Source organism: Thermoactinomyces sp. CICC 10735, from assembly GCF_016055175.1.
Taxonomy (GTDB): domain Bacteria; phylum Bacillota; class Bacilli; order Thermoactinomycetales; family Thermoactinomycetaceae; genus Thermoactinomyces; species Thermoactinomyces vulgaris.
The window spans coordinates 223,861-249,571 of record NZ_JAECVT010000004.1 but is presented as its reverse complement, the minus strand read 5'-3'; the positions used below and the strand labels follow the sequence as shown (position 1 = coordinate 249,571).

General features: G+C 47.7%; 25 protein-coding genes. 16 read left to right on the top strand and 9 right to left on the bottom strand.

All coding sequences use genetic code 11. The features are described from left to right. Positions 1–63 precede the first annotated feature (63 nt). Positions 64–738, top strand: coding sequence for a C40 family peptidase (locus tag I8U23_RS10170; RefSeq protein ID WP_165489706.1), 675 nt, complete (start codon positions 64–66; stop codon positions 736–738). A 105-nt stretch (positions 739–843) separates the two neighbouring features. Here I8U23_RS10170 and I8U23_RS10165 read toward each other — a convergent pair whose 3' ends face one another. Genes I8U23_RS10165 through I8U23_RS10145 form a run of 5 tightly spaced genes read right to left on the bottom strand, consistent with a single transcriptional unit; the run spans position 844 to position 6,580 of the window. Continuing rightward, on the bottom strand, positions 844–1,341 hold the full coding sequence (locus I8U23_RS10165) for a GNAT family N-acetyltransferase (RefSeq protein ID WP_049719764.1): 498 nt from the start codon (positions 1,339–1,341) through the stop codon (positions 844–846). Beyond that, positions 1,338–2,660 carry a YheC/YheD family endospore coat-associated protein gene (locus I8U23_RS10160; RefSeq protein WP_049719765.1) on the bottom strand — a complete coding sequence of 441 codons (1,323 nt, stop codon included), beginning with the start codon at positions 2,658–2,660 and terminating at the stop codon, positions 1,338–1,340. The genes I8U23_RS10165 and I8U23_RS10160 overlap by 4 nt, the downstream gene beginning before the upstream one ends. Before the next feature lie 20 nt (positions 2,661–2,680). Further along, a complete protein-coding gene (locus tag I8U23_RS10155; protein WP_198051012.1) occupies positions 2,681–4,048 on the bottom strand; it encodes a YheC/YheD family endospore coat-associated protein in 1,368 nt (455 codons plus the stop codon). A gap of 10 nt (positions 4,049–4,058) precedes the next feature. Beyond that, positions 4,059–5,159: a YheC/YheD family endospore coat-associated protein gene (locus tag I8U23_RS10150; RefSeq protein WP_049719767.1), complete on the bottom strand. Its 1,101-nt coding sequence runs from the start codon at positions 5,157–5,159 to the stop codon at positions 4,059–4,061. Further along, the gene (locus I8U23_RS10145; protein WP_049719768.1) at positions 5,156–6,580 is read right to left on the bottom strand and encodes a YheC/YheD family endospore coat-associated protein; all 1,425 of its coding nucleotides are present in this window, start codon (positions 6,578–6,580) and stop codon (positions 5,156–5,158) included. Before I8U23_RS10145 ends, I8U23_RS10150 begins: the two co-directional genes overlap by 4 nt. 233 nt (positions 6,581–6,813) lie before the next feature. On the opposite strand from I8U23_RS10145, the gene I8U23_RS10140 reads away from it, so the two are divergent. The 3 genes from I8U23_RS10140 (at position 6,814) to I8U23_RS10130 (ending at position 9,413) form a co-directional block, all read left to right on the top strand. Continuing rightward, on the top strand, positions 6,814–7,503 hold the full coding sequence (locus I8U23_RS10140) for a metal-dependent hydrolase (RefSeq protein WP_037998109.1): 690 nt from the start codon (positions 6,814–6,816) through the stop codon (positions 7,501–7,503). A gap of 194 nt (positions 7,504–7,697) precedes the next feature. Further along, a complete protein-coding gene (locus I8U23_RS10135) occupies positions 7,698–7,964 on the top strand; it encodes a hypothetical protein (RefSeq protein WP_049719769.1) in 267 nt (88 codons plus the stop codon). Between the two features lie 138 nt (positions 7,965–8,102). After that, a complete protein-coding gene (locus I8U23_RS10130; RefSeq protein WP_037997643.1) occupies positions 8,103–9,413 on the top strand; it encodes a DRTGG domain-containing protein in 1,311 nt (436 codons plus the stop codon). A gap of 74 nt (positions 9,414–9,487) precedes the next feature. On the opposite strand, the gene I8U23_RS10125 is transcribed toward I8U23_RS10130, so the two are convergent. The 3 genes from I8U23_RS10125 to I8U23_RS10115 form a co-directional block, all read right to left on the bottom strand. Beyond that, a complete protein-coding gene (locus tag I8U23_RS10125) occupies positions 9,488–9,802 on the bottom strand; it encodes a YtpI family protein (protein WP_037997641.1) in 315 nt (104 codons plus the stop codon). Positions 9,803–9,925: 123 nt separating this feature from the next. Beyond that, complete coding sequence (locus I8U23_RS10120) at positions 9,926–10,462, bottom strand: sporulation membrane protein YtrI (RefSeq protein WP_037997638.1); 537 nt, start codon at positions 10,460–10,462, stop codon at positions 9,926–9,928. A 3-nt stretch (positions 10,463–10,465) separates the two neighbouring features. Next, positions 10,466–10,795, bottom strand: a complete 330-nt coding sequence (locus I8U23_RS10115) for a YtrH family sporulation protein (RefSeq protein WP_037997636.1) — start codon at positions 10,793–10,795, stop codon at positions 10,466–10,468. A gap of 104 nt (positions 10,796–10,899) precedes the next feature. On the opposite strand from I8U23_RS10115, the gene I8U23_RS10110 reads away from it, so the two are divergent. The 12 genes from I8U23_RS10110 to I8U23_RS10055 all read left to right on the top strand — a co-directional run bounded on the left by I8U23_RS10110 (position 10,900) and on the right by I8U23_RS10055 (position 24,088). Further along, the gene (locus I8U23_RS10110) at positions 10,900–14,373 is read left to right on the top strand and encodes a DNA polymerase III subunit alpha (RefSeq protein WP_198051011.1); all 3,474 of its coding nucleotides are present in this window, start codon (positions 10,900–10,902) and stop codon (positions 14,371–14,373) included. Positions 14,374–14,377: 4 nt separating this feature from the next. After that, positions 14,378–14,872: a phosphatidylglycerophosphatase A family protein gene (locus I8U23_RS10105; RefSeq protein WP_037997633.1), complete on the top strand. Its 495-nt coding sequence runs from the start codon at positions 14,378–14,380 to the stop codon at positions 14,870–14,872. 181 nt (positions 14,873–15,053) lie between these two features. After that, a complete protein-coding gene (locus I8U23_RS10100) occupies positions 15,054–15,512 on the top strand; it encodes a hypothetical protein (protein ID WP_037997631.1) in 459 nt (152 codons plus the stop codon). Positions 15,513–15,671: 159 nt separating this feature from the next. Beyond that, the gene (locus I8U23_RS10095; protein WP_037997629.1) at positions 15,672–16,061 is read left to right on the top strand and encodes a hypothetical protein; all 390 of its coding nucleotides are present in this window, start codon (positions 15,672–15,674) and stop codon (positions 16,059–16,061) included. 204 nt (positions 16,062–16,265) lie between these two features. Next, the gene (gene ystJ / locus I8U23_RS10090) at positions 16,266–17,504 is read left to right on the top strand and encodes an NADP-dependent malic enzyme (protein WP_276319275.1); all 1,239 of its coding nucleotides are present in this window, start codon (positions 16,266–16,268) and stop codon (positions 17,502–17,504) included. A gap of 28 nt (positions 17,505–17,532) precedes the next feature. Beyond that, positions 17,533–18,255, top strand: coding sequence for a FadR/GntR family transcriptional regulator (locus I8U23_RS10085; RefSeq protein ID WP_052186870.1), 723 nt, complete (start codon positions 17,533–17,535; stop codon positions 18,253–18,255). A gap of 28 nt (positions 18,256–18,283) precedes the next feature. Next, the gene (gene accD, locus I8U23_RS10080) at positions 18,284–19,141 is read left to right on the top strand and encodes an acetyl-CoA carboxylase, carboxyltransferase subunit beta (RefSeq protein WP_037997623.1); all 858 of its coding nucleotides are present in this window, start codon (positions 18,284–18,286) and stop codon (positions 19,139–19,141) included. Next, on the top strand, positions 19,141–20,106 hold the full coding sequence (locus I8U23_RS10075; RefSeq protein WP_037997620.1) for an acetyl-CoA carboxylase carboxyltransferase subunit alpha: 966 nt from the start codon (positions 19,141–19,143) through the stop codon (positions 20,104–20,106). Before accD ends, I8U23_RS10075 begins: the two co-directional genes overlap by 1 nt. A 93-nt stretch (positions 20,107–20,199) precedes the next feature. Next, on the top strand, positions 20,200–21,159 hold the full coding sequence (gene pfkA, locus I8U23_RS10070) for a 6-phosphofructokinase (protein ID WP_037997618.1): 960 nt from the start codon (positions 20,200–20,202) through the stop codon (positions 21,157–21,159). Positions 21,160–21,180: 21 nt separating this feature from the next. Continuing rightward, positions 21,181–22,935, top strand: coding sequence for a pyruvate kinase (pyk, locus tag I8U23_RS10065; RefSeq protein WP_198051010.1), 1,755 nt, complete (start codon positions 21,181–21,183; stop codon positions 22,933–22,935). Positions 22,936–23,255: 320 nt separating this feature from the next. After that, positions 23,256–23,687 (top strand): acyl-CoA thioesterase, encoded by a 432-nt coding sequence (locus tag I8U23_RS10060; RefSeq protein ID WP_156473310.1) that lies wholly within the window; start codon positions 23,256–23,258, stop codon positions 23,685–23,687. Then, positions 23,684–24,088 (top strand): FxsA family protein, encoded by a 405-nt coding sequence (locus I8U23_RS10055; RefSeq protein ID WP_037997612.1) that lies wholly within the window; start codon positions 23,684–23,686, stop codon positions 24,086–24,088. Before I8U23_RS10060 ends, I8U23_RS10055 begins: the two co-directional genes overlap by 4 nt. Positions 24,089–24,139: 51 nt before the next feature. Here the strand turns inward: I8U23_RS10055 and ytvI are convergent, their stop codons facing one another. Beyond that, on the bottom strand, positions 24,140–25,288 hold the full coding sequence (gene ytvI, locus I8U23_RS10050; RefSeq protein WP_037997610.1) for a sporulation integral membrane protein YtvI: 1,149 nt from the start codon (positions 25,286–25,288) through the stop codon (positions 24,140–24,142). Positions 25,289–25,711: the final 423 nt, after the last annotated feature.

The following is a 25,711-nucleotide window of genomic DNA, read 5'->3' as shown; positions in this document are numbered from 1 at the left end:
GCGTGGATTTATGTTAGTATGAACCTAGCTTTGGGAGCGGCAAAAATGGAAGAGGAGGATTTGATGCAAAACAGTAAAAAATTTATTAAATTGGGAATTACTGTCGCAGCATCTCTTGTGATTTCTACAGGACTTCCGGCAGGCATCACACATGCCGCCACTTTGGAAACGGCCAACCATTCCTTGATTTCCCAGATTTTCAAACAGTTTGGTTGGGCGTTCAAGGGAAAAACGGCAAATGCACAGCCTGAAAATCCGGAAGCTTCAGAACCGTCCGGACAAACCACGGTTCCTGAAAACCAAACTGGACAAGCACCGTCCGATAACGGGCAAACGGATACAGAACAAACAGCTACGACCAAAGCAGACCAGATTATTGCAACAGGAGAAAAATATTTGGGAACACCTTACCAGTTTGGCGCTAAATCAGGACAAACCAAAACCTTTGATTGTTCTTCTTTCGTTCAACATGTGTTTAAAGAAAATGGCATTGATTTGCCGCGTAACTCCCGTCAACAATCAACGGTTGGACAAACGGTTCCTTTCAGTGAAATCCAAAAGGGGGATTTGTTGTTCTTTGAGCTGAGCAGCAATCCGGGCCGGATCGGCCATGTGGGCATTTATGCCGGGAACAACAAAATCTTGCATACCTGGGGACCGGGTGGTGTCCGGTATGACGATTTGTCCGACCGCTGGTTGAAAGAAGGGTTTGTCAAAGCCCAACGTGTGATTCAGTAAACGTGTGATTCGGTAAATTCGGAAAAAACATCCGTTGAAAATATTCGTTGTCGCTCCAACGAATGAAAATGACTGCTCAGATCTTGTTTCTGAGCAGTCATTTGTTTAATTTTCCGGAACCGGGATTCTGACAGACGGTTCGGATTTCTTCAACACGTCCGCCGGATCGAAATTTCCCCCGCCCAGCCAGAGGGTGTCTTTTCCGGTCGGGCCTTTACATAGCGAAAAAGCCATCAATCCGCATGAAAAACACAGTTTTAAGCTGGGGATGTTGTCGGAAGCGACCCGGGCATATACTTTCCCCAAGGATTGGATCGCTTGCTTCAAAAGTTGTTCCCCCACCCGTTTCCGGCGGTAATCCGGATGGACCGCGATGAAAGATTCTTCAATTCCGTAGTTTCCAAAGACAATGATTCCCGCCACTTTTTTTTCGTCATAAGCGGCGGCGATATAAGTTCCTTCCTTCAATTCTCCAGGCGTCAACCGGTGGAACCACCGCATCGCCTGATGGGTGATTCTCCCGTCTCCGTATCGTCTCAAAAAGCGGAGCAGGGGTTTTCGGATCCGCTCCAACGATTGCGGCGGAAATGCATGAATTTTCATGTCGCCGTCCCCTCCGATGTATGTGAAAATCCGCTCAGGTACAATGAGTATTCAATCAAACGGCGCAAAGACCGTCTCCGGATGTTGGGTTCGTCAAATTTCATCGGCTTGGAATTGGCCTCAAAGATCCAAAGGCTTCCGTCTTTTTCAATGCCGAGATCCATCGACATTTCCCCCAGGAGGGCGTTTTGTTGGTTTTCAATCCACCGGGCGGTCCGGATGCCGACTTGTTCGATCCGTTCTTTGATACGATCTGTTTCGCTGCCAAACACGGATTGAAGTACCGTGTCGATTTTTTCGATGTGCCCTCCCATGGGAACATGGGTGGAAATTGCCCGTTCGCCGGCCACCCGGACCCCCATCCCTGATAACCCCCATCGGCCGGTGCCGTTTTTCTGGAGCAAAATGCGGATGTCAAACGGATGGCCGTGAAAGGTGGCCAACGGGATGCCTTGTTGCAAAATATAGGCGGTTTTTTGTTTCAGCCGGTTGTACAAATCCCAAACTTCTTTCAGGGTCCGCACCCGGTATTTCTTTTTTTCCCTGGTGGTCTGGTAGGAGAGTTCATAGTGCTGCTTTTTTTTGTCAAGGCGCATCATTTTGATGCCGGCTTTTCCTTCGACCGGTTTAAAATAAAGAACCGGATGTTTGGCGGCCATGCTCTCCAATTGTTCCATGTGGTGAAGCCGGACGGTTTCCGGTAACAGCCGGTGTAAGTCGGGAGAAGCGGCAAGCTGTTGGTACAGCGTCCATTTGTCAAAAAAGCCGGGGTTAAACAGGTAAACGCCCGGCATTTGCTGCAGTTGCCGGATGGTTTGCCGGACTTCCGGGGTTTTTTCAATCATCCGGTTGGGGATGCGATTGTACACGACATTCGGGAAGGGCAGCCGGGCCGCTTTCCACCGCGGTTTCACCGAATGAGGATCCAGCAGATATCCGTTGACGGTGGAATGGTTGCCGATGCCTTGGGGCGTAAGGACAAACACGGTGACGCCCATTTCTCTTCCCGTCCGGATCAAGTCGGCGAAATTTTGGTGATTTCCTCCAAACGGCTTTTTATTGTTTGAGGTTAATATGGCGACAAAAGGACCGGCTTGATAATGATTCTTCCGGGACAAATGCCTGAGGCGGGCGGGCGTGTGATGGGATTGGCTGGGCCTGCCGTGGGGGTTGAATCTGATTTTCGCTTTCGTGTGACGGCCGATAATGGCAGAAACCATGCCGGGAAACTGTTTTTTTGGATATCGTCTGAGCGGAACAAATTCCAGGGTGTTTTTGTTTGGTACGATGGACAGCCAGCCGGCTTTGGGTAATTTCATAAGATGGCGCTCCCCCTTTGTTAAATGAAGTTGGTCAGATTTAAACAATAATCGGTTATATATTTTGCAGACATGCGCCCGGCTTCGCGCAAACTCGGATGCAAGAAGATGTGCCTGCCCGGTTTGGCATTCACTTCAAAAAGCCAAACGCGGCCGTTGCGGTCTACCCCGATGTCCAGCCCCAACTCTCCCAGGGTTCCGTCAATCTGTTCTTCCAATGTTTCGGCAATGGTGATGGCGGAGCGGATGATCATTTTTTTCACTTCAGAGGCATGCTGATGGAATGTTTTAAGAAGCAGTTCATCCGTCCGGATGATGGAGCCTCCGGTCCTGACATGTGTTGTGACGCAACCGAAACCGGCTGCCTTGGAGCCGATGGCAACCACTTTCCAGTGCCCTTTGCTGTCTTTGTGCATGTGAACACGGAAATCGACAGGTCGGTGGTTATTCCGGATCAACCGGATCCCCTGCTGAACGAGATATTTTTTGAACCGGGGAGAGTGGATGCTGCCAAAATAATGGCTGATTAACGCTTTTAAAGACCGGAACAGGTGAAGGACGTTTTTGTTCCCTTTGTGGAACCGGCAATAGTAACCTTTTCCCGGGTGGTAAGTGATGCGGAAAATCCCCAGCCCCAAACTGCCGCCACTGGGCTTTAAATAGACCATCCGATGCTCTTTCAGCATTCTTTCCATGATCTCCAGAGTGGGGGGCATGTAAGTTTCGGGCATGAAAGTGGATGTTGCCGGATGGTGGTTCAGCATCTGATGGATGGACCATTTGTTGAAAAAGCCTTGGTTGAAGATTTTGCAAGCGGTGTTTTTTTTGAAGCGGTTTAAACAGGACTGAACCTGGGCCATGGATTCAGCCCGGCGATTGGGAATCCGTTCATAAATGACATCGGGAAACGGTGAGAGCAAGGGTTGCCAACGATTTTGGAAGAAGTACCATCCCCGGACGGTTTGATTCTGCCAATTCACCATTTCCGGAGTAAAGACATAGATGAATGGTTTTTCGTCAAAACCCGCTTGAATGAAACTACGAAATAACTGGGTCCGGTTGCCGAAAGGTTGTTCCGGGTGGTGGCGGAAACCGGTGGTGAGGATGCCGATCACGGGTCCGAATTTCAACGTTTTGTCGGTAAACAGGGCCCGGATGGTTCCCGTGTAAGGGAAGAGCAACTGTCTGGCGACCGCCGGGGAAAGGAAAATCTTGTTTCCGGCCAGTGGAGCGATGATCACCCGGGTGATCATCGTTTTGTTTCCAAGTTGAATTTTAATGGATTGCCCGCTTTGGCATCCCCATAAATTCCCTAATGCCTGGCTGATCACAATGGCTTTGGCCGGAGTTTTGGAGTGAATTCGTATTTGGCAAAGGATTGATTTCATACTGACCCTCCTAGCTGTTCAATAAGGCATTCGCATATTGAATGGGAAACTGGATGGCACGCCGCCGCACTTCCAGTTCTCCGGTTTTTAAGAAAACGGACCGCCCGGGTTTTGAGTTGACTTCAATAATCCAGACATCTTTGTTTTCATCGATGCCGATATCGATTCCCAGCTCTACCAGAGGACCGTGACGGCTTTCGATAAAAGGGGGCACGATTTCACTCAGATAGTTGATGGTCGAGGAAATTTTGGCTGCTTCTTGCGGGGTGTAATGCTGCTTTAAAAAAGGTTGGAACGGTAAAGCTTGCCCGCCGCCGTGCAAATTGGAGGTGATGGAATCGGGTTGGCCGGTCCGGATGGCATGCCCCGTTGTTTCCCATCTTTTTTGTCCGTTTTTTTGGACCAGAATCCTGACATCAAACGGGCGTCCATCCGGTGTGTTCAGCGACAAAAGAGGTTGAAGGATGTAACGGGTGTCCCGGATGGTTTGTTCCACCCAATGGCTGAGTTGGACCAGGGTTTCAAATTGAACGGAAAAAGGCCGGTTGAATTTCGTCCGCCCTTTCAGCAAGAAAGAGGAGGGGGGGATTTGTTCGATGGCGACCACTCCTCTTCCGTGACTGCCGCCATTGGGTTTGATCAAAACACGGTTATGTTTCCGGAGGAAAGAGAACAGCTCTTGTGCATGGGTCAACCGCTTGGTTTCCGGGAGATAAGTCCGGATTTCCGGATGCTCTTTCAAGATGAGATAGGTTTGGTATTTCCCGCCCAAAGCTCTTCCAAGCAACCGGATTTGCGGGTCTTGGGTGATTTTTTGAACATGGGGTTTATACTTCATATAATGCCGGGCGTTGACATAATAACAACGGTCATAGATCAAATACGGCAGCGGAACCGTCTGTTGTTTCCAACGCTGATTGTGATAATGCCAAGCCGGAACCGTTCTGGTTTTCCAATGAATCCGGCCCGGATTGAATATAAAGACTTCCAGCCCCTGCTTTTTTCCTTCGAGTGTCAGTTGTTCAAAGAATGTGTGCTCTTTAAACGGAGGGTGTTTTTGGTTGTTTCCGTAGCAAACCATTATGCCAAGCCTGTTTTTTTGATCGGTCATCGCCGTTGCCTCCTCATGATCCCGGAAGTCGTCGAAGGAGAAGGGGCGGGAGGATGTTTTCCTTGCTTGGAAAGGTATAGCACGTAGTCGATCAACCGCAACACGGACGGGCGAAAATGGCTGTTTGGATTAATCACGGTGTCATCGGTTTTGGATGGTTTGGAATTGATTTCAATCAGCCAGATTTTTCCGTGCACATCAATGGCCAGATCGATTCCGAGTTCGGCGAAATGACCGTCGGCCAAACGTTCAAACGTTTTGGCGATGTCAAGTGCGGCGGCCCGAAGTTGGTGGATGGACGGTTTGTTTGGATAGGACAATTCCTTCAAAACATCACTTGCTTTGCGGATTGTACCTCCACGGGCCAGATTGGATACAATATGTTGAATGTTGGCAATCCGCGCAACGGAAGAAGTGATTTTCCAAACCCCTTCCTTGGTTTTTTGTGCCAAAATGCGAAAGTCTACCGGCCGGTAGTCAAATTTCATCAGCCTGAGTCCCTGTTGGGCGATGTAAGGCTGGCTTCTGATTTTTTGTTTTAACAATTTCATCAGGCTGGAATGGTTCTTCAAGGTTCGGCGAACCGTTCCCCCTGGAGTGGACAGTTGATAAATCCACCTGTTTTTGGAATGGGTTATCTTGATGATCCCGCTTCCCAGACTGCCGTTGGTCGGTTTGAGATAAACGGTGGAGTATCGTTTAAAGAGGGATAAGGCCCTCGGATCGCGGAATGAATAGGTTTCCGGCAATCGCGAACGGATTGCTTCATCTTGGACCAGGATTTGATAAACCTGTAATTTATCCAAAAACCTCTCATTAAAGATGGGGATCCGGAAAAGGTTTTTTAACAGGGACATTTTTTTCTGCAAAGATTCTTGTTGCTCGAAGCGGCGTGAGTTGATGCGGTTGTAAATTACATCCGGGAGCGGGTATTTTGTACATTGCCACCGGTTTTTCTGTTTGATCCAGACGGTCGTTTCATTCCGGTTTAAATCGATGTGTTCCGGCGTGATAACAGCGACCCGGATTCCTCTCATCTGACCGGCAGTGATGCATTCATCCAGAAATTTGGTCATCAGGCCAAAAGGTTGAGCACGCTTTTCCTGTGGATGGGCATTGATCAAAATGCCAAAAACAGGTCCAAATCGCAAGCGGAGAGAATGTGCGTCAAAATGGGCCCGAATCCATGGCTGAGGGTTCATTTTCAATTGCTCGGCAAGCTCAGAGCTGATGCAAATCAGTTTATGGTTCATGCGACTGAAAGCGACTCGTCCTTTTGCGATGGCTGAACCAAATGCGACTGAGAAAACCGGGGTTTTTATCTCCAATTTTTTGGCCAAAGCCTGACTCATCACCAGATCAATGTGGTGAGGAAGCTGATGTTGCGACAAGATTTGAATTTGTACTTGTGCCAGCCCCATGACAATCCCCTTCCGCCTGTAAAATACTAATGTATGGTATGTGGGCGTCAACCGCATGGTGAATAAAACAGGCTTGGCTTCGGCGGAAGGGATGGAAAAAAAGCGGGAAAATCGTTAGGATGAAAAAGAGGGGGGGCTGAAGCCGGACGGGTGGAAGGATGACCTTGTCCACGGTCACGGTTTCCCGGGATGGTCAGACAGGTTGAAAGGATTGCAAAGAAGGAGGATGACGGATGAACATTACATATCACGGACATTCTTGTTTTGAAATTGAAACCCCGAAACACCGCATTGTCATTGACCCGTTTTTAAGCGGCAATCCGCTGGCGAAAGCGAAACCGGAAGAGATCAAGGCAGATTGGATTTTATTGACGCACGGTCATGATGACCACGTCGGGGATACGGTGGACATTGCCAAGCGGAATCAAGCGACCGTGATCGCCCCCCATGAATTGGCCGTCTGGCTCGGTTTCCAAGGGGTGAATGCCCATGGCATGTCCATTGGCGGAGGCTATTCGTTTGATTTTGGCCATGTCAAAATGGTGAATGCGCTGCATGGTTCCGGATTTGTCAAAAATGAAGAACAACAAATCATTTATTTGGGACCACCATCCGGTTTTGTGCTGACCTTGGAAGGTAAAACCATTTACCATGCAGGGGACACTGCGCTTTACTCTGATATGAAGCTGATTGGAAGAGGAAAAGAAATCGATTTGGCCCTTCTCCCCATCGGGGACAATTTCACCATGGGGCCGGAAGATGCGCTGACGGCTGCGGAATGGATCGGGGCCAAGCATGTGATTCCGATGCATTACAACACGTTCCCGCCGATCCGGCAAGATGCCGGCGCTTTTGTGGAGAAACTGAATGCCAAAGGTATGAGCGGCAGTGTGCTTGGCGTCGGCGAAACATTCACCCTCTAAGATAACGATTTGTAAATTTACTGTAATTGACTCGTAATCTTTTTCCACTACAATAGACGAAGATGAAAACCCCCTTTGGTAGAGACGGTTTTAAAGCCGTCTCTTTTTTTGTTTGCTCATAAGGCTGATAAGCCGGTGCTATATAAAAAGACAAAAGAATATATTGTTGGTAAATGGTGAGGGGGGGAAGGGAATTGAAAGGTAAATGGATGATTGAACTTGGAATCAGTGTGGCCCTTTTGATCATTGCCGTCCCCAAGCTTCCCTTTGATCTCCATGGAGGGGGAGGAACGTTTTTTTCCCTGATGTGGTTGACGGGGTTATCCCTGAATATCGCGGCCAATATTTTGGAGATGAAACGGTTGTTGAAAAAAGAACGCAAAGAAAAAATGATCCGGCAATATTTCAGAATGTTGGAACTGAAGAAAACCCTAAAACACCGTCAGATCACCGGGTATTGATCTGTTTCTTTCTATTTGGCAAGACTGTTTCTATTGCAAACAGGAAGGAGTTTTCTTGGAAAGCTCCTTTTTATTTTTTCTGTCTCCCGTTTTGTAATATAATAGGTGTAACAGTAACGGCGAAGGAAGGGAAGGCAATTGGCGACAAAGCATGAGCAAATTCTCAAATACATTGAGAGCTTGGAAGTGGGACATAAAATATCTGTACGGCAAATTGCCAAAGAATTGAACGTGAGCGATGGAACCGCTTACAGAGCGATTAAAGACGCAGAGCTCAAGGGGCTTGTCCATGCCATTGAACGGGTGGGAACGGTGCGTATTGAGAAAAAGCAACGTTCCGATATTGAAAAATTGACATATGCCGAAGTGGTCAACATTGTGGACGGAAGTGTTCTTGGCGGCCGGGCCGGTTTGCACAAGACGTTGAACCGCATGGTGATCGGAGCCATGAAATTGGAAGCCATGATGCGTTACGTGGAACCGGGGAACCTTCTCATCGTCGGAAATCGGGATAATGTGCACAGGGTTTCGCTGGAAAGAGGATCCGCCGTGCTGATTACAGGCGGGTTTGATGCAACCGATGAAGTGAAGCAGCTGGCGGACAAGCTGGAGTTGCCGGTGATCTCCAGCAGTTATGACACCTTTACGGTGGCGACGATGATCAACCGGGCGATTTATGACCGGCTGATCAAAAAAGAGATCTTGATGGTGGAAGATGTGATCAAAACATCCAATCGTCCCGTTTATCTGCGGGCGGATGACACCATTTCCCGTTTTCACGAGTTGTTGCGGGAAACCTCGCACAGCCGGTATCCGGTCACCGATGACAAAGACCGCGTGGTCGGGATGGTGACAGCGAAAGACGTGATGGGATTTCCCCCGGATGAGAAAATTGAAAAAGTGATGACCAAAAATCCGATCACGGTGAATTTAAAGACATCCCTCGCTTCCGCCGCCCATGAAATGGTGTGGGAAGGCATTGAATTGTTGCCGGTCGTGGATGATTACCGGAAAATCATCGGGGTGATCAGCCGCGAAGATGTGATCAAATCGTTGCACTATATGCAAAAACAGCCGCAAGTCGGCGAAACGATCCAGGAATTGAGTTTTCGCGGGTTCTCGGAAGAGGGAACCAATGGAGAAACCGTATTCAGCGGTCAAATCACCCCGCAAATGACGGATTCTTTGGGGATGTTAAGCACGGGGGTGTGCACCACGTTGATGACAGAGGCCGCCATTCGTGCCCTTCGCCGGAAACGGCGCGGGGATCTCACCATCCAAAATGTGACGCTTTATTTTTTAAAACCGGTTCAAATCGAAAGCAACGTAAAAATCCAACCCAAAATTTTGGATCTGGGGCGGAAACAGGCGAAAATGGATGTGGAAATGATATTGGATCAACAAGTTGTGGCCAAAGCGCTCATCACAGCGCACGCCATCGACCGTTAAAAAAAGCATGGACTTCATTGCCCATGCCGTCATGGTAAGCTCAAATCTCTTCAGGTTTGAGCCTTTTTGTTTTTTCAGGACTGTGAGGCTTCTTGTTTTTCTTGTCTCAGTTGTTTGAAATAGTGATGGTTTTTGATTCCGTAATATCCGTTGATCAGGCCCAGCACAAAAATGATGGCGATGAACACTCCCTGTATCGTTGTCGTTTGGATAGTGACAAATTGCAACAGGGCGATGGAGACAAACATGACCCCCATATGGATATTCATCCGGGCCCGGTGAAGATGTTTGGATATTCCTTGTTGGCGACGCGATAAAATGCTGTTGAAAAAAGTTCCAAAAATGCTGATGCATATCAATGAAATCAACAGGATGACAAGGGCTTCCACTGATAATACCTCCTGAAACCGCATGCGGCGTTTGGTCATGTCCAAGATGGAACAAGGCGTTTTGCCTTTACGGCTAAAATGCCGGTTTCCTTTACATCATATCGTATATCTTAAAGCATTGCATCAACCGTTCGTGTTTGCCACGTCATTGTTGAGGCTTTTGGCTTCCAGCCAGATTTTCAGCGTTTCATTGTACAACGAGACATATTTTAAGTGAACTTCCACTTTGGTGCGTTGGGTGTCATCAATGGTGACTTGTTCTTTTTCGAGGATCAGTTCAATGATATCCGGATTGTTGCTGATCCATTGCATGGATTTGTCCAGAAAGGGGGATAATTTTTTCTCGATCCGCGTTTTGACGGCGTCCGAGATAAAAGGCTGTTCGGCATCCACCTCCACAACGATTTTTTTGATTCGTTCTTCCTCGTCTTGCCGCCGGTTTCCTTTTTTGGTCAGTTGCTCAATTTCTTTCTCCAATTTCAGGATTTCTTTGTATTTTTGGTTGTTTGCATAATAGATGGTGTTTCTCTCGGAAAGCAAACCGTCCAGTTTTTGTCCGTAGACAATCAGAAAAATACTGCTGCCCGTGACAACGCCCAACAGGAACATTACAAAAGAACGGCGGTTTTTTTTCAGCATTTGCCAAACGCCATTGGACATTTTTTAAAATTCCCCTTGGATCAACCAACGAACCAGGATGGTTCCTGTGTGGGCGCCCAAAAAAGCACTGACGATAAAAATCAATTGTTGGAATGCTAAATTCAATTGTCCTCCCAAAATGGTGATTTCAAAATTTTTGATGGTGTCAAACGTTCCCCCGATGGCGGCAACCATGGCCCAGATTTTCAGCTGTTCGGACAACCGCAACATTTTGTACATCGGGTAATCATCCGCCACAAAAGCACCCAGTCCTCCCAACATGACTCCGCCCAACACAACGCCCAATGCAATCAGAAAATCCAAAATGGCTGTGGTCCAAAATTCCTGTTCCATCGCTTAACCGTCCTCCATTCGGTTTCTTCTATTCACCCTATGAGCGCTTCTTGTAAAATATGAGGACGACCTTCTTTGATATAATGGGAGAAAGATGGGAGGTGATGGATGTGGAACCGGATGATTTTGTCCACTTGCATCTTCACACGGAATACAGTTTGTTGGACGGGGCGGTCCGGATCAAAGAGGTGGTTGCCAAAGCAAAACAACTGGGGATGAAGGCATTGGCCATCAGTGATCACGGTGTGATGTACGGTGTGATCCCTTTTTACCGGGCCTGTCTGGAAGAAGGAATCAAACCCATCATTGGTTGTGAAATGTACTTGACGGACGATTACACGAAAAAACCGCCCCTCAAGGAGCAAAAAACATACCATTTGCTGCTCCTTGCCGAGTCCAATGAAGGATACCAAAATTTGATCCGCTTATGTACCGAAGCCCATCTGCGGGGATTTCACCATAAACCGCGAATCGACCGGAATTTGCTTCGAAAACACGCGGCCGGTTTGATCGCAACCAGTTCTTGTCTGAAGGGGGAGATTCCGCAGGCGATTTTAAACGGCCAATATGAAAAAGCCTGGCGTTTGATCCGGGAATATTTGGATATTTTTGGGAGAGATTGTTTTTATCTGGAACTGCAGGATCATGCATTGCCGGAACAACAGCAGGTGAACCGGGTGCTGATCAAGTGGGCGGAAGAATTCAAGATTCCACTCATTGCCACCAACGATGTCCATTACGTGGAAAAAAATGATCATGAAATTCATGATTGTTTATTATGTATAGGAACAGGCAGTAAATTGGATGATGAGAATCGGTTTCGTTTCGGTTCGGATCAATTTTATTTAAAGTCGAAAGATGAGATGAAGGAGCGCTTTCGGCATGTGCCGGAAGCCATCCGGAATACAGCCGAAATTGCCGAGCGTTGTCATGTGACGATTCCGCTCGGGCAAAAATGGTTCCCCCGCTTCCCTGTCCCGGACGGGATGAGCGCGAAAGATTTCTTGAAAAAACTATGTTTAAAGGGAGCGGAGGAAAGGTATGAAAAAATCACCGACGAAATTTTCAACCGACTTCACTATGAATTGGAAACCATTGATCAAATGGATTTGAACGATTATTTTCTGGTGGTTTGGGATTTTGTCCGTTTTGCGCATGAAAACGGGATTGCTGTCGGTCCCGGACGCGGTTCGGCTGCCGGAAGCCTTGTGGCCTATCTGCTGAACATCACCCAGATCGATCCTATCCGGTACGGACTGTTGTTTGAACGGTTTTTAAATCCGGAAAGGATCAGCATGCCGGACATCGATATTGACTTTAACTATGAGCGGCGGGATGAAGTGATTCGTTATGTTGTCAAAAAATATGGCGAGGATCACGTTGCGCACATCATCACCTTCGGAACCATGGCCCCCAGGGCGGCGGTCCGGGATCTGGGGCGTGTGATGGATTATCCTTATCCGTCGGTGGACCGGCTGGCAAAAATGATTCCGGCAAGCCCCGGGATGACCATGCAGAAGGCCTATCAATCCGAACCACGGTTAAAACAGCAAACCTTGGATCCGGCGATGGGCAAATTGTTGAAAGCGGCGGAAAAAGTGGAGGGGATGCCGCGGCATGTATCCACTCATGCCGCCGGAGTGGTCATCTCCAGCGAACCCCTGACCCGCTTCGTTCCGTTACAGGAAGGAAGTGAAGGGATTCCGCTGACGCAATATCCGATGGAAGTCTTGGAGAAGATCGGCCTTCTCAAAGTGGATTTTTTGGGGCTTCGCAATTTGACCATTATTGAAAATGCGCTTCGTCTCATCAAAGAAACCCACGGACAGACACCGGATTTTTCGCAAATGGAATATGACGATCCGGCCACCTACCGGATGTTGTCCCGGGGTGAGACCGTCGGTGTTTTCCAGTTGGAGTCTTTCGGGATGCGGCAAGTACTCAAAGAATTAAAGCCGACCCATTTTGAGGACCTGATCGCGGTGCTCGCCTTATACCGTCCGGGTCCCATGGAACAGATTCCGCGGTTTATCCGCGCCAAACACGGGTTGGAAAAGGTGGATTATCTGCATCCGGATCTTGAAGAGATCCTGGAAAGCACGTACGGGATTATTGTCTATCAGGAGCAAATCATGAAAATCGCCGCCAAAATGGCCGGCTTTTCGCTGGGGCAGGCCGATATCTTGCGCCGGGCGGTCAGCAAAAAGGAAAAAAGCTTGTTGCTGGAACAGCGGCAGGCGTTTGTCAAAGGTTGCATCGGACAAGGCTATGATAAATCGACAGCAGAACAAATCTATGATTTGATTGTCCGGTTTGCCGATTACGGGTTTAACCGGAGCCATTCGGCGGCCTATGGCGTGCTGGCTTATCAAACGGCTTATTTGAAAGCCAATTATCCGCTTGAATTCATGACGGCGCTTTTGGCCACCGTGATGGAAAATCATGACAAAATGGCCGAATATATTGAGGAAGCGAAAAGGATGAATTTGCCGGTTCTGCCTCCTGACATTCAAAAGAGCCAACTGACGTTTACGATGGAAGGCCGGGCGATCCGGTTCGGGCTGTTGGCCGTCAAAAATGTCGGCGCTGCAGCCATCCGCAATATCATTGAAGCCCGGGAAGATGGTCCGTTTAAGGATCTGTTGGATTTGTGCCGGCGTGTGGACTTGCGAATCTGCAACCGGCGCGTCTTGGAATCGTTGATCGAATGCGGGGCGATGGATTCGTTTCCGGGGCATCGGGCGCAAAATTTATCCGTTCTCGACGATGTCATGGAACAGGCGTTGTTGGAAAAACAACTGGCCGACAAAGACCAGTTAAGCTTTGCTTTTTCCGGTTCAAACGGGGAGGACATTCAATTTCACCTGTCCCAAAGCCGGGTGACCCCTTACTCACGGGAAGAAAAATTGGAAAAGGAAAAAGAGCTTTTGGGATTGTATTTGTCGGGCCACCCGTTGGACGTTTATCAAGAAGAGATCCGAAAAACCACCACCCATACGATTCAGGAATTAAGGGGCCTGCCGAACAAAAGCCGGGTTTGGATTGCCGGACAAGTCACCAGATTGAAAGTTATTCAAACCAAAAGAGGGGAACCCATGGGCTTTATGACGCTTGCCGACCGGCACGGCGAAGTGGAAACGATCTTGTTTCCCAAAGCTTTCTCCCGATACCGGGATGATGTGCAAGACGGAGCGATGGTTCTGGTCAAAGGAAGTGTCCAAACCGACCCGGATGACCGGGTTCAAGTGGTTGTGGATGCATTGATGGATTTGAAAGCGGTGAAAGCACGCCGATCGGACACTCCGCGGGGGTTGTATCTGCGCATCACTCCGGAGTTGGAACAAGCGGAAAGATTAAACCGGTTAAAAGCAGTCATTCTTCAAAACCGGGGGCGGATTCCCGTTTATCTTTATTATGAGCGGTTGAAAAAAGTGCGTGCGTTGCCGGTTGAACAATACGGGATCGCATTGACGGAGGCATGTGTCAACCAACTGAAACAAATTGTCGGAGAAGAAGGGCTGCGGGTCAAAAGAGAGACGGAAGGCACAAACAGGCGGCAAGCCGCTAAGAGAAGGTGAGATTTTGTTTTATGAACATTCCTTGAAGTTGCTGAAAAAGCGCGGGGTTACCGTCGAAGGAATCGCAGAGATCGTTTATCAGTTGCAATCACCGTACAACAAGGATTTGTCACTTCAAACCTGCGTTGAAAATGTGAAAGCCGTATTGAAAAAAAGGGAAGTGCAACATGCCATTATCACGGGTGTGTCCTTGGATATGCTCGCAGAACAAAAGAAGTTGCCCGAGCCTTTTCAAACCATCATGGAAGTGGATGAACCGCTGTACGGAATTGATGAAATTCTGGCACTCAGTATTACGAATGTCTATGGAACCATCGGTCTGACCAGTTTTGGTTATTTGGATAAAAACAAAGTCGGGATCATGGAGAAATTAAATAACCACGGGAAACAGATTCATGTGTTTTTGGATGATATTGTCGCCGGCGTGGCGGCGGCGGCATCCGCGCGGATTGCTCATCAACATCCCGATACAAATCCATATATGAAAAATCAACCTTGATCTTTTTAAAGAAGTGTTTGCCGGGAGGCGGACACTTCTTTTTGCATGTTTGTTCACAAGTTTTTCTTTTTATTTACTTTCTTTAATGAAAAATTCCCCTGATTGTTTATAATAAAAGTAGACGAAATCATTCACAAATTGTTTTTAGAATATTTTTTTATATTTGACAAGGAGGATGGGGATGAAAAAGGCCATTCGCAGGTTGTGGAAACAGCAAGAGACCCGTGAACTGATGGATCCTGTGTATCATGAGCGATACTGTATCCATTTCGAAAAAGAAAAGATTTTTTTCGTTTCACTTATAAATGAAATAAAAAAAGAAGAAGTTTTCACGAGTGGAAAATTGGTTGCGCAAAAACTGGAGCCTGTGTACGAACGGTTTGAATCCGGGATAGATGATTATTTGGAAAGTGTGTTTGCATCAAAAAAAGTTTGGCGTTTTTTTGATGTGAATTACGGGTTGGATATCAGGGTGAACCGTCAGGCGGAAGAACCCGGATGGGAAGTGTGGATGGGCGAAGATTTGAGTTTTTTGACTTTGCAGCGTCGGGAAGTGAGGGAATATGTTTTGGGATTGATCACCAAGGGGGAATGTTGGTTTCATAGAGAAGCCAAAAAAGAAATGGGTTTGGTGTTGTGACAGGAAGTCCGGAAAAGCTCGGATGCGGGCTTTTCTCCTGCGGAAGATCATAGATTTTGTTTATATAAATGTATAAAAACATAAATATAAAAAATGATCAGCGGGATGAAAAGCTGATTGGATACATAGGAAAAGATGGTTCAGAAAGGTGGAGTGCAGATGAAAAACATCCGGTTTCCGGTCATTCTTTCTCTTTTGGCCGGTTTGATTTTGATGTCGGCTTGTGCCCATCCGGAAGCGACAGACCGTTTATCCGGAAAAACGAAACACTGGGAAGCGGCGGTGGAATACCATCAAAGCGAAAACACCAGCGAAGAAAAACTGATGATCCGGTATATCGGCGGAGAAGCGGCTTTTGTGGGGCCGGTTCACTATCAGTTGAAATCCGGGCAAAAGGTTTTAAGCGAGGAGAAAACGTTTTTGGATGGCAATGGCCAGGCGGTCATGAATTCGGTTTTGAAAGACATTTCCCCGGTGGAGGAGACGGATCGGTTGACGCTGGAAATCCGGTGGGATCAACAAAAGGAGGAGGTTTTGTTGACAAAATAATGGTTTTCGGGGGAAGCATCCGGAACGATGGATAAAAGTCTGAAAATAAAGAAAAATAACCGTGCGCATCCGATGAGACAAGCACAGGCTTTGTGAGGGGTTATACAAAGTAACAACAGCCATTTTCACTTCCCCGGCTGTTCTGGTATAATGTGACTTATTAGTGGTCAGACCACTTATTCGGAGAAAAGGAGCGAATCGGTATTGGCTAATTTGCGCGAAGAAGCATTGCGGTTGCATCGGGAAAAGCGCGGAAAGCTCACGATGCAATCAAAGGTTCCTGTCGAGTCGGCGTATGATCTCAGTTTGGCTTACTCACCGGGTGTTGCCGAACCTTGCCGGGAAATTCACAAGGATCCGGGCGTCATTTATGATTATACGATGAAAGGAAATCTGGTTGCTGTCGTTACTGACGGCACCGCCGTGTTGGGATTGGGGAATATTGGTCCGGGAGCTGCCCTGCCGGTGATGGAAGGAAAAGCGGTCCTGTTCAAATCGTTTGCAGGTGTCGATGCAATTCCGATTTGCCTTGATACGACGGAAATCGATAAAATTGTAGAGACGGTCAAATTTATGTCCCCCACATTTGGCGGGGTCAACCTGGAGGATATCGCCGCTCCCAATTGTTTCATCATTGAAGAGCGGTTGAAAAAAGAACTGGACATCCCGGTCTTTCACGATGATCAGCACGGCACCGCCATTGTCACTTTGGCCGGGTTGATCAACGCTTTGAAAGTGGTTGGCAAAAAGATGGAAGAAATCCGGGTTGTCGCCAATGGTGCCGGAGCCGCGGGTATTGCCATTATTCAAATGTTACTCAATATGGGCGTCCGCGATGTGGTGATGTGTGACAGCAAAGGTGCCATTTACAAAGGGCGTCCCTACGGGATGAATCCCGTGAAGGAAAAAGTGGCTGAAATGACCAACCACCGGATGCTGCGCGGGGAATTGGCCGATGTGATGAAAGGCGCCGATGTGTTTATCGGTGTTTCGGTAGCCGGTGCGGTGACGCCGGAAATGGTTCGATCCATGAACAAAGACCCGATTATTTTTGCCATGGCCAATCCCGTTCCGGAAATCATGCCGGAAGAAGCGAAACAAGCCGGGGCGAAAGTGGTGGGAACGGGACGGTCCGATTTCCCCAATCAGGTGAACAATGTTTTGGCCTTTCCGGGGATTTTCCGGGGAGCCTTGGATGTGAGGGCCAAAGCGATCAACGAGGAAATGAAGATTGCCGCTACGCATGGCATCGCAAGTCTGATTGAGGAACATGAGTTGAGTCCGGATTATGTGATTCCCGCTCCTTTTGATCCGCGTGTGGCCCCGAAAGTGGCCATGGAAGTTGCCAAAGCGGCGATGGAAACCGGTGAGGCGCGAATTCAAGTCGATCCGGAGGAAATTCGCCAAAAAACAATCCAATGGACCAAAGTATATGTACCGTGACAGAAATAAGGCGTGATGGATGAAAACGATGAGTGGATCCAGTAAATTTGAAGCAATTTTTAAAGGAATACACAAACTGATAGAAGAAGACGGGCTCAGGCCGGGTGACCGCCTCCCTTCCGAGAGAGAATTGTCCGAGCGGTTAAATGCCGGACGATCGTCGGTTCGGGAGGTTTTGCGCTCACTCGAACTGTTGGGATTGATCAGTACCCGGAGAGGGGAAGGAACTTTCCTGGAGCCTGTCTATGCCCATCAATTTGTCGATCTGTTGGCAGGATTCATTTTAAAAAACGAAAATGCCAAGAAAGACGTCATGGAAATGCGGATGATCCTGGAGATCGGAGCGGTTCGTCTCATTCAAAAACACCCGGTGACAAAAGAGCAGACGGCTCATTTGGAGTATCTGGTGGAGAAAATGAAAAGGCTGGTTTATGATCATCAAAATCCAAAAAAAGTGATGATGGATTTTCATGCTTATTTGATCAAGTTAACAGACAACTATCTGTTAACCCGTGTTTGGCATCCCGTTGTTTGTTTTGAAAAGGCGATCAGCAAAGAGAAGGACGATGAGGAGAAGATTTACCGGAAGATGATCGCGTGCTACGAGGAAATTGTGGATGCAATCAAGGAGAAACGGGAGTGGTCCGCCATCTCTTGCTTGGAACGGCTCTTTGCCGCCTGGCGATCGATTCGGACCGGAATCAGTCATCATGAATCGACAAGTGGAATGGAATTGGACTTGACAGATTGAAAAGAAGACTTTCAGAGAAGGTGTTAACGTGTTACGAGATTTATTCAGGAAACAGAAAAAGTACGCAACCATTCCTTCAGAACAGGTCAAAAAAGAGATTCCCGAAGGGATTATGCAAAAATGCCCGAAATGCCGGACAATCTTGATTACAAAAGAGCTGGAAAAAAACCTGAAAGTGTGCAAGGCGTGCGGTTATCATTTTCCCATGACCGCATGGGAGCGCATTGAGTCATTGGTGGATAGCGGATGTTTTATCGAATATGACGCGGATTTGCGGTCAGCCGACCCTTTGGAATTTCCGGGTTATCAGGGGAAACTGAAAAAAGATATGGAAAAAAGCAATCTGAATGAAGCGATTATAACCGGTGAAGGTAACATGGGAGGCTATCCGGTTGTGTTGGGTGTGATGGACTCCCGTTTTCGCATGGGGAGCATGGGGTCGGTCGTCGGGGAAAAAATTGCCCGTGCGGCGGAAAAAGCGGTTCTGAAAAAGTACCCGTTTATTCTGTTTTGTGCTTCCGGAGGGGCACGGATGCAGGAAGGGATTTTATCCTTGATGCAAATGGCCAAGACCAGTGCGGCTCTGGAAAAATTGCACCGGAATCGTGTATTGTTTGTTTCTGTCTTGACCCATCCGACCACGGGCGGAGTCTCTGCGAGCTTTGCCTCCCTCGGGGATATCAACATCGCGGAACCGGGGGCTTTGATCGGCTTTGCAGGACGCCGGGTCATCGAGCAAACGGTTCGCCAAAAATTGCCGGATGATTTTCAGACAGCGGAGTTTTTGTTGAAACACGGCCAGTTGGATCAAGTGGTTCCCCGTTCAGATATGCGTGAAACCCTGATACGGATTTTGGATTTTCACGCCGATAGGAGGGAAGCTTGATGAAAAATGCATTGCCATTTGAAAAACCACTGATTGAATTAAGAAAAAGAATTGAGGAACTTGAGAATTTTTCGCAGGAAAAAAATCTCGATCTGTCGGATGAAATCGCAAAGCTGGAAGACAGAGCCGCCCGTTTGGAAAATGAGATATACGGGAATTTGACAACCTGGCAAAAGATCCAGATTGCCCGGCATGCGAACCGTCCGACGACCCTGCATTACATCCGGACCATTTTTACTGATTTTATGGAATTGCATGGGGACCGGCTCTACGGGGATGATCCGGCGATTGTCGGAGGCATTGCCAAGTTGGACGGGCGTCCGGTGACGGTGATCGGACATGAACGGGGCACGGACACGAAAGATAAAATTGCCCGCAATTTCGGCCTTCCCCATCCGGAAGGGTACCGAAAAGCGCTTCGTTTGATGCAACAAGCCGACAAGTTCGGCCGACCGATCATTTGCTTCATTGATACACAAGGGGCCCATCCGGGAATTGAAGCGGAAGAACGGGGACAGAGTGAAGCGATCGCCAGGAATTTGCGGGAAATGGCCGGTTTTTCGGTCCCGATCATCTGTGTCACCACCGGTGAAGGGGGAAGCGGAGGCGCACTCGGCATCGGTGTCGGCAACCGCTTGTTGATGCTGGAGCATGCTTATTATTCGGTGATTTCGCCGGAAGGGGCCGCAGCCATTTTGTGGCGGGATGCGGCAAAAGCCCAGGAAGCAGCCGAAGCTTTGAAGATAACCTCAGCAGATTTGAAAAAATTAGGAGTCATTGACGAAATTATTTCAGAACCAAAAGGTGGAGCTCACCAAGATCCCATGTTACAATCAAAATATATTAAACAAGCAATAAACAAACATCTGTCATCTTTGCTTTTGCTCTCAGGAGACGAACTGATTGAGGATCGGTATCAAAAATTTTCCAAGATCGGAGAATTTACTTCAATGGTCACAAAGTAGAAGCCGTTTTGACGGTTTCTCTTTTTGTCCCGGTTGGACGTTTTTTGTCCCTGAGGGCTGGGATATACTGAATCTGATGAGGTGATTTGAACAATGAAGCGTATAGCTGTACTTACAAGCGGTGGTGATGCTCCGGGCATGAACGCCGCCATTCGTGCCGTTGTGCGCAGCGGACATTATCATGGCCTGGAAGTGTATGGAGTGATCCGCGGTTATTCTGGTTTGATCAACGGGGATATCCGCCCGTTGAGTTTAAGATCGGTCGGGGATATCATTCATCGCGGCGGTACCATTTTATATAGTGCTCGTTGCAAAGAGTTTCAAACAGAGGAAGGCCGGAAAAAAGCGGTCGAGCAATTGAGAAAGCATGAAATCGACGGATTGGTGGTCATTGGCGGAGACGGCAGTTTCCGGGGAGCCCAAAAATTGACGGCATTGGGTTTCCCTGCTGTGGGGGTTCCCGGAACCATTGATAATGACATTCCGGGTACGGATTTCACGATCGGGTTTGACACAGCAGTCAACACCGTCATCGACTGCATTGACAAGATTCGGGATACCGCCACTTCCCATGAGCGCACTTATGTAATCGAAGTGATGGGAAGAAATGCGGGGGACATTGCCCTCTGGTCCGGATTGGCCGACGGGGCCGAATCCATCTTGATTCCGGAATCGCCGTATGATCTGGATGATGTGGTTAACCGGTTGAAACAAGCAGCGGAAAGCGGGAAGAAACACAGCATCATCATTGTTGCTGAGGGTGTGGGCAGCGGCGTCGAATTTGCAGAGAAAATCAAAGAAAAACTCAGCGTTGAGACAAGAGTGACCGTGTTGGGACATGTGCAGCGCGGAGGATCTCCTACTGCTTTCGACCGTGTTTTAGCCAGCCGGATGGGAGCTAAAGCGGTCGATCTTTTGCGTGGAGGAGAAAAGGATAAAATGGTGGCGATTCAAAATAATAAATTGGTCGGAATTGACTTTGATGAGGCTTTTTCCATGAAGCATCAACCCGATATGGAATTATATGACTTGGCAAAGATATTATCGATTTAACATGAGGAGATGAGTAGCAGGATGCTTCGTAAAACAAAGATTGTCTGTACGATTGGTCCGGCGAGTGAAAAGATCCCGGTGCTAAAAAAGCTGATTCAAAGCGGCATGGATGTGGCCCGCTTGAATTTTTCCCACGGCTCTCATGAAGAACATAAACAGCGGATTGAAAATATCCGGCAAGCGGCGAAAGAAGAAGGAAAAAATATTGCGATTTTGCTGGATACCAAAGGCCCGGAAATCCGCACCGGTGATTTGGAAAAGCCGGAGATTGAATTGGTTGCCGGAAACAAGGTCACACTAACAACCGAACAGGTATTGGGGAATGAAAAACGGATTTCCGTCTCCTACCAAGGGTTGCCGCAGGATGTCCAACCGGGCGCCACGATTTTGATTGATGACGGTTTGATCGGATTAACCGTGGAACGGGTTCATGGCTCCGAGATCGAATGCATCATTGACAATGGCGGTGTTTTAAAAAGCCGCAAAGGGGTGAATATCCCGGGAGTCAAAATAAACCTTCCGGGCATCACGGAGAAAGATGCCAAAGATATTCTTTTCGGAATTGAACAGGGAGTCGATTTTATTGCGGCCTCTTTTGTGAGAAAGCCCCAGGATGTTTTGGAAATCCGGGAAATTTTGGAGGAGCACCAAGCCAATATCCCGATTATCTCCAAAATTGAAAACCAGGAAGGAATTGACAACCTGGACAGCATCTTGGATGTCAGTGACGGTTTGATGGTGGCCCGTGGCGATTTGGGAGTGGAGATTCCCGTTGAAGAAGTGCCGATTGTCCAAAAAGAAATGATCAAAAAATCCAACCATCTGGGCAAACCGGTGATCACGGCGACGCAAATGCTGGATTCCATGCAACGCAATCCAAGGCCCACCCGGGCGGAAGCCAGCGACGTGGCCAATGCGATTTTGGACGGAACCGATGCCATCATGTTGTCCGGGGAAACGGCAGCCGGGAAATATCCGGTTGAATCCGTCAGTACCATGGCACGCATTGCCGTTCGCACGGAATCATCGCTTCGGTATCAAGAACGTTTTCAACAAAAAATCAGAGAGATCAGCCACACGATTACCGAGTCCATCAGCCAGGCCGTGGTGCATACCTCTTACAAATTGGAATGTTCGGCGATCGTGACCCCGACCGAAACCGGATATACCGCACGCATGGTGTCCAAATACCGCCCGAAAACACCCGTGATTGCCGTGACGCCCAATGAATCGACCTTGCGAAGATTATCGCTGGTGTGGGGAGTTTATCCCATCAAGGGAATCAATGCGGAAACAACGGATGAAATGTTTACTTATGCCATTTCCACGGCATTGGAAAACCAATACGTGAAACAAGGGGATCTGGTCGTCATTACGGCCGGGGTGCCAGTCGGAAAATCAGGAACCACCAATTTGATGAAAGTGCATGTGATTGGCGGCGTGTTGGCTCAAGGACAGGGAATCGGCAAACGAGTCGTGACCGGTCCGGTGGTCGTGGCAAGAAATGCGGATGAGTTGAATCGCAAGATGGTCAAAGGCGGCGTCATTGTGACACACAGCACGGATAAAGACATGATGGAAGCATTTGAAAAGGCTTCGGCTGTCATTACCGAAGAAGGCGGTTTGACTTCGCATGCTGCGGTGGTTGGTGTCAGCTTGGGCATTCCGGTGGTTGTGGGAGTGAAAGACGCCGTGAAACTGTTGGCAAACGAAAGTGAAGTGACTGTCGATGGGGAACACGGACAAATTTACTCAGGAAGGGCAAACGTTCTGTAGAAAAAGCGCTGGATCAGCCAGCGCTTTTTCTTTAAGACGGTTATGATTAAAATGAAAATGGAACCAGACCCAAACGCGGAAAGACCCACCAGCGAAGTTTCCTGCGCAACTTTTTCTTCTTTTTGCGGCTCATTGATTTCCCTCCTTGTTTGTATATGAGTTGGATGAAGAGGGTGGTTACTCACATTATGTGAGAGGAAGATTTAAAATATGTGTAAAGAAAGCTCCCGTTTGATTTATGCTAAGGCTATTATAAAAAAAGGTTGACAAATAAAACAATATGTCAAAAGTCACCGGTGCAATTCGAAGGGGGAATCCGTATGATGAAAAAGACGGCCGAAACGAAGCTGCGTGTCCGTTATCAGGAAACGGACCAAATGGGCGTGGTCTATCATGCCAATTATCTGGTTTGGTTTGAGTCGGGGCGTACCGAATTCATGAGGGAACACGGATTTTCATATAAAAAATTGGAAGAGAAAGGCATTTTGCTGCCGGTTGTGGATATTCACTGCAAATATCTGTATTCTGCCAAATATGATGATTTGGTGGTTGTGCGGACAAGCATCAAAGACTGGAACAAGTGGAAAATCATTTTTTCTTATGAAGTGGTAAACCTTGAGACCGGCCAATGTCTGGCAAAAGGGGAATCCTCTCATTTATGGGTGGACCGGAACATGAAGCGGGTGAATTTGAAGAAAGCGGTTCCGGAGCTTTATGATTGGTTCATCCGTTTCACGGAGGAAGGAAAATGAGAAATCTGTTTTTGTTTCTTCTCGGTGCGATCATCGTCATCCCGGCATTGGAAATCTGGCTGTTCATTGAAATCGGAGGATGGATCGGGGCCCTGCCGACCATCATGCTCGTTTTTTTGAGCGCAGTGCTGGGAGCCTATTTTGCCAGACGGGAAGGTTGGAATACGTACCGGTTGGCCATGATCCAAATGCAAAACGGGGAATTGCCCGGCGAAGCTTTGCTTGACGGGGCTTGTATTTTGAGCGGAGGCATTTTGCTCATCACGCCCGGATTTTTTACGGATGCGGCCGGTTTTCTTTTGGTCTTTCCTTATACCCGTGCGATTGTCAAGCATTGGATCATCCGATGGTTGAAGAAGAAAATCGAACGCGGGGAAATCATATGGTACCGGAGATATTGAAAAGGAGTCCGATTCGGACTCCTTGTTTGCTTGGGGATGGGGTTTTTTCTGTCAATCCTTTTTCTGCCGGAGAACCGGCGGTTGATGACCGAGGATGTATTTCCAGACATCTTGGAAGACACGAGCCCGGTGAAGAGCCATTAAAATCACCACCGTAACCGGTCCCAGGATCAGCCCGATCATGCCAAACAGCTTTAAGCCGACAAACAACGAGATCAGGGTGAGCAGCGGATCAATGCCGATGCTGCTTGCCACCAATTTGGGTTCAAGGAATTGACGGACGGTGATAATGATTCCGTAAGTGATGGAAAGACCGATCGCCCATTGAAGGTTTCCGGTCAAAAACAAATAAATGATCCAGGGAACCAAAACGGCGCCGACACCCAGATAAGGCAGTAAGTCCACCAGCCCGATGATAAATGCGATGGTAAAGGCATACGGAACTTTTAATATCGTGAGCCCGATCAACATGATCACGGCAGTGATGGTGACCAGTGCAAGTTGTGCACGGACAAATCCGAGTAACGCTTTTTTTAAATCCGTTAAAATGGTACGGATTGTTTTTTGTATGTCAACGGGGATCACCCATAATATTTTTTTTCGTAAGCGCGGCCAGTCCCAACCGATAAACAGTGCGGCGAGCGTGATAAAGACAAGGACCGTGATTAAATAAGGCAGATTGCTGATAAACTGTCCGATGGCCACAAGGATTCCGGTGATGAATTCGCTTCCTTTATCGGCAATCACCCCGATATTTTCCTGGATGCTTTGGGAGATGCGTTGTTCATGTTCGGGATTTTTTTCCAGGTACGTTTGCACTGTATCAATGATCCGGCGAACATCAGTGTTTTCTTTCGTGAATGTCTGAACAAAAGTTTGGCCGACCTTATCGAAAATCACCGGCAGGAAGTCCGCCAGTTTCGTTAATTCAACCACGATTTCGGCTACCAAAAAAATAATCAGCGTCAACAACAAGCTCAGAAGCAATAACAGGATCAATGTCACTCCTGCCCAACGGGGGATTTTGGCCTTTTTGTTCAGCCAGCGGACCATCGGCTCGATAAGCATGGCGATCAACCAGCCGATCACAAAGGGATACACCAGCGGCATGGTGAATGAAACCAATAAATATGTACCCAGCAGTGCGCCGATCACCAGAAGGGACCGGAGAATGATTCCCATCCACTTAGGATAAACCATCTGACGCGGACCTCCCAGTTACAACGTTCTTTGAGGTTTTATTATACCATGGAAAAAGACAATCCATGGAGAAAATCAAAGCAAAATATTCGTTGAATTTGTTCAATTATAAACAATGGTGAATAACTGATGTGATAATTTGTTCAATTTATGATAAAATGAAAATCGATATAAAAAGCCGGGCACTACCAAAATTACAAAATGTATAAATTTAAATAATAATATTTATTATGATTTAGCTAAATATTATTATTTGATAAACAAGGATAATAGAAAAGTCCAAAATTTGTGTAAATACGAACAAATGATGTTTTATTGAAAAAGATGTTTTATAATTAGTAAAGAGAATGATGGTTCATTCATTAAAAAATTTTAACCGTTTTCAATAAAGGTAGTGTCCCACATGGCATAGATCTTTGAGTA

Excerpts from the sequence above, each read along its gene's own strand:
- I8U23_RS10170 (WP_165489706.1), top strand. The coding sequence starts at position 64 with ATGCAAAACAGTAAAAAATTTATTAAATTGGGAATTACTGTCGCAGCA.
- I8U23_RS10165 (WP_049719764.1), bottom strand. The coding sequence starts at position 1,341 with ATGAAAATTCATGCATTTCCGCCGCAATCGTTGGAGCGGATCCGAAAA.
- I8U23_RS10160 (WP_049719765.1), bottom strand. The coding sequence starts at position 2,660 with ATGAAATTACCCAAAGCCGGCTGGCTGTCCATCGTACCAAACAAAAAC.
- I8U23_RS10155 (WP_198051012.1), bottom strand. The coding sequence starts at position 4,048 with ATGAAATCAATCCTTTGCCAAATACGAATTCACTCCAAAACTCCGGCC.
- I8U23_RS10150 (WP_049719767.1), bottom strand. The coding sequence starts at position 5,159 with ATGACCGATCAAAAAAACAGGCTTGGCATAATGGTTTGCTACGGAAAC.
- I8U23_RS10145 (WP_049719768.1), bottom strand. The coding sequence starts at position 6,580 with ATGGGGCTGGCACAAGTACAAATTCAAATCTTGTCGCAACATCAGCTT.
- I8U23_RS10140 (WP_037998109.1), top strand. The coding sequence starts at position 6,814 with ATGAACATTACATATCACGGACATTCTTGTTTTGAAATTGAAACCCCG.
- I8U23_RS10120 (WP_037997638.1), bottom strand. The coding sequence starts at position 10,462 with ATGTCCAATGGCGTTTGGCAAATGCTGAAAAAAAACCGCCGTTCTTTT.
- I8U23_RS10115 (WP_037997636.1), bottom strand. The coding sequence starts at position 10,795 with ATGGAACAGGAATTTTGGACCACAGCCATTTTGGATTTTCTGATTGCA.
- I8U23_RS10110 (WP_198051011.1), top strand. The coding sequence starts at position 10,900 with ATGGATGTGGAACCGGATGATTTTGTCCACTTGCATCTTCACACGGAA.
- I8U23_RS10100 (WP_037997631.1), top strand. The coding sequence starts at position 15,054 with ATGAAAAAGGCCATTCGCAGGTTGTGGAAACAGCAAGAGACCCGTGAA.
- I8U23_RS10095 (WP_037997629.1), top strand. The coding sequence starts at position 15,672 with ATGAAAAACATCCGGTTTCCGGTCATTCTTTCTCTTTTGGCCGGTTTG.
- I8U23_RS10085 (WP_052186870.1), top strand. The coding sequence starts at position 17,533 with ATGAGTGGATCCAGTAAATTTGAAGCAATTTTTAAAGGAATACACAAA.
- I8U23_RS10075 (WP_037997620.1), top strand. The coding sequence starts at position 19,141 with ATGAAAAATGCATTGCCATTTGAAAAACCACTGATTGAATTAAGAAAA.
- pfkA (WP_037997618.1), top strand. The coding sequence starts at position 20,200 with ATGAAGCGTATAGCTGTACTTACAAGCGGTGGTGATGCTCCGGGCATG.
- pyk (WP_198051010.1), top strand. The coding sequence starts at position 21,181 with ATGCTTCGTAAAACAAAGATTGTCTGTACGATTGGTCCGGCGAGTGAA.
- I8U23_RS10060 (WP_156473310.1), top strand. The coding sequence starts at position 23,256 with ATGATGAAAAAGACGGCCGAAACGAAGCTGCGTGTCCGTTATCAGGAA.
- I8U23_RS10055 (WP_037997612.1), top strand. The coding sequence starts at position 23,684 with ATGAGAAATCTGTTTTTGTTTCTTCTCGGTGCGATCATCGTCATCCCG.
- ytvI (WP_037997610.1), bottom strand. The coding sequence starts at position 25,288 with ATGGTTTATCCTAAGTGGATGGGAATCATTCTCCGGTCCCTTCTGGTG.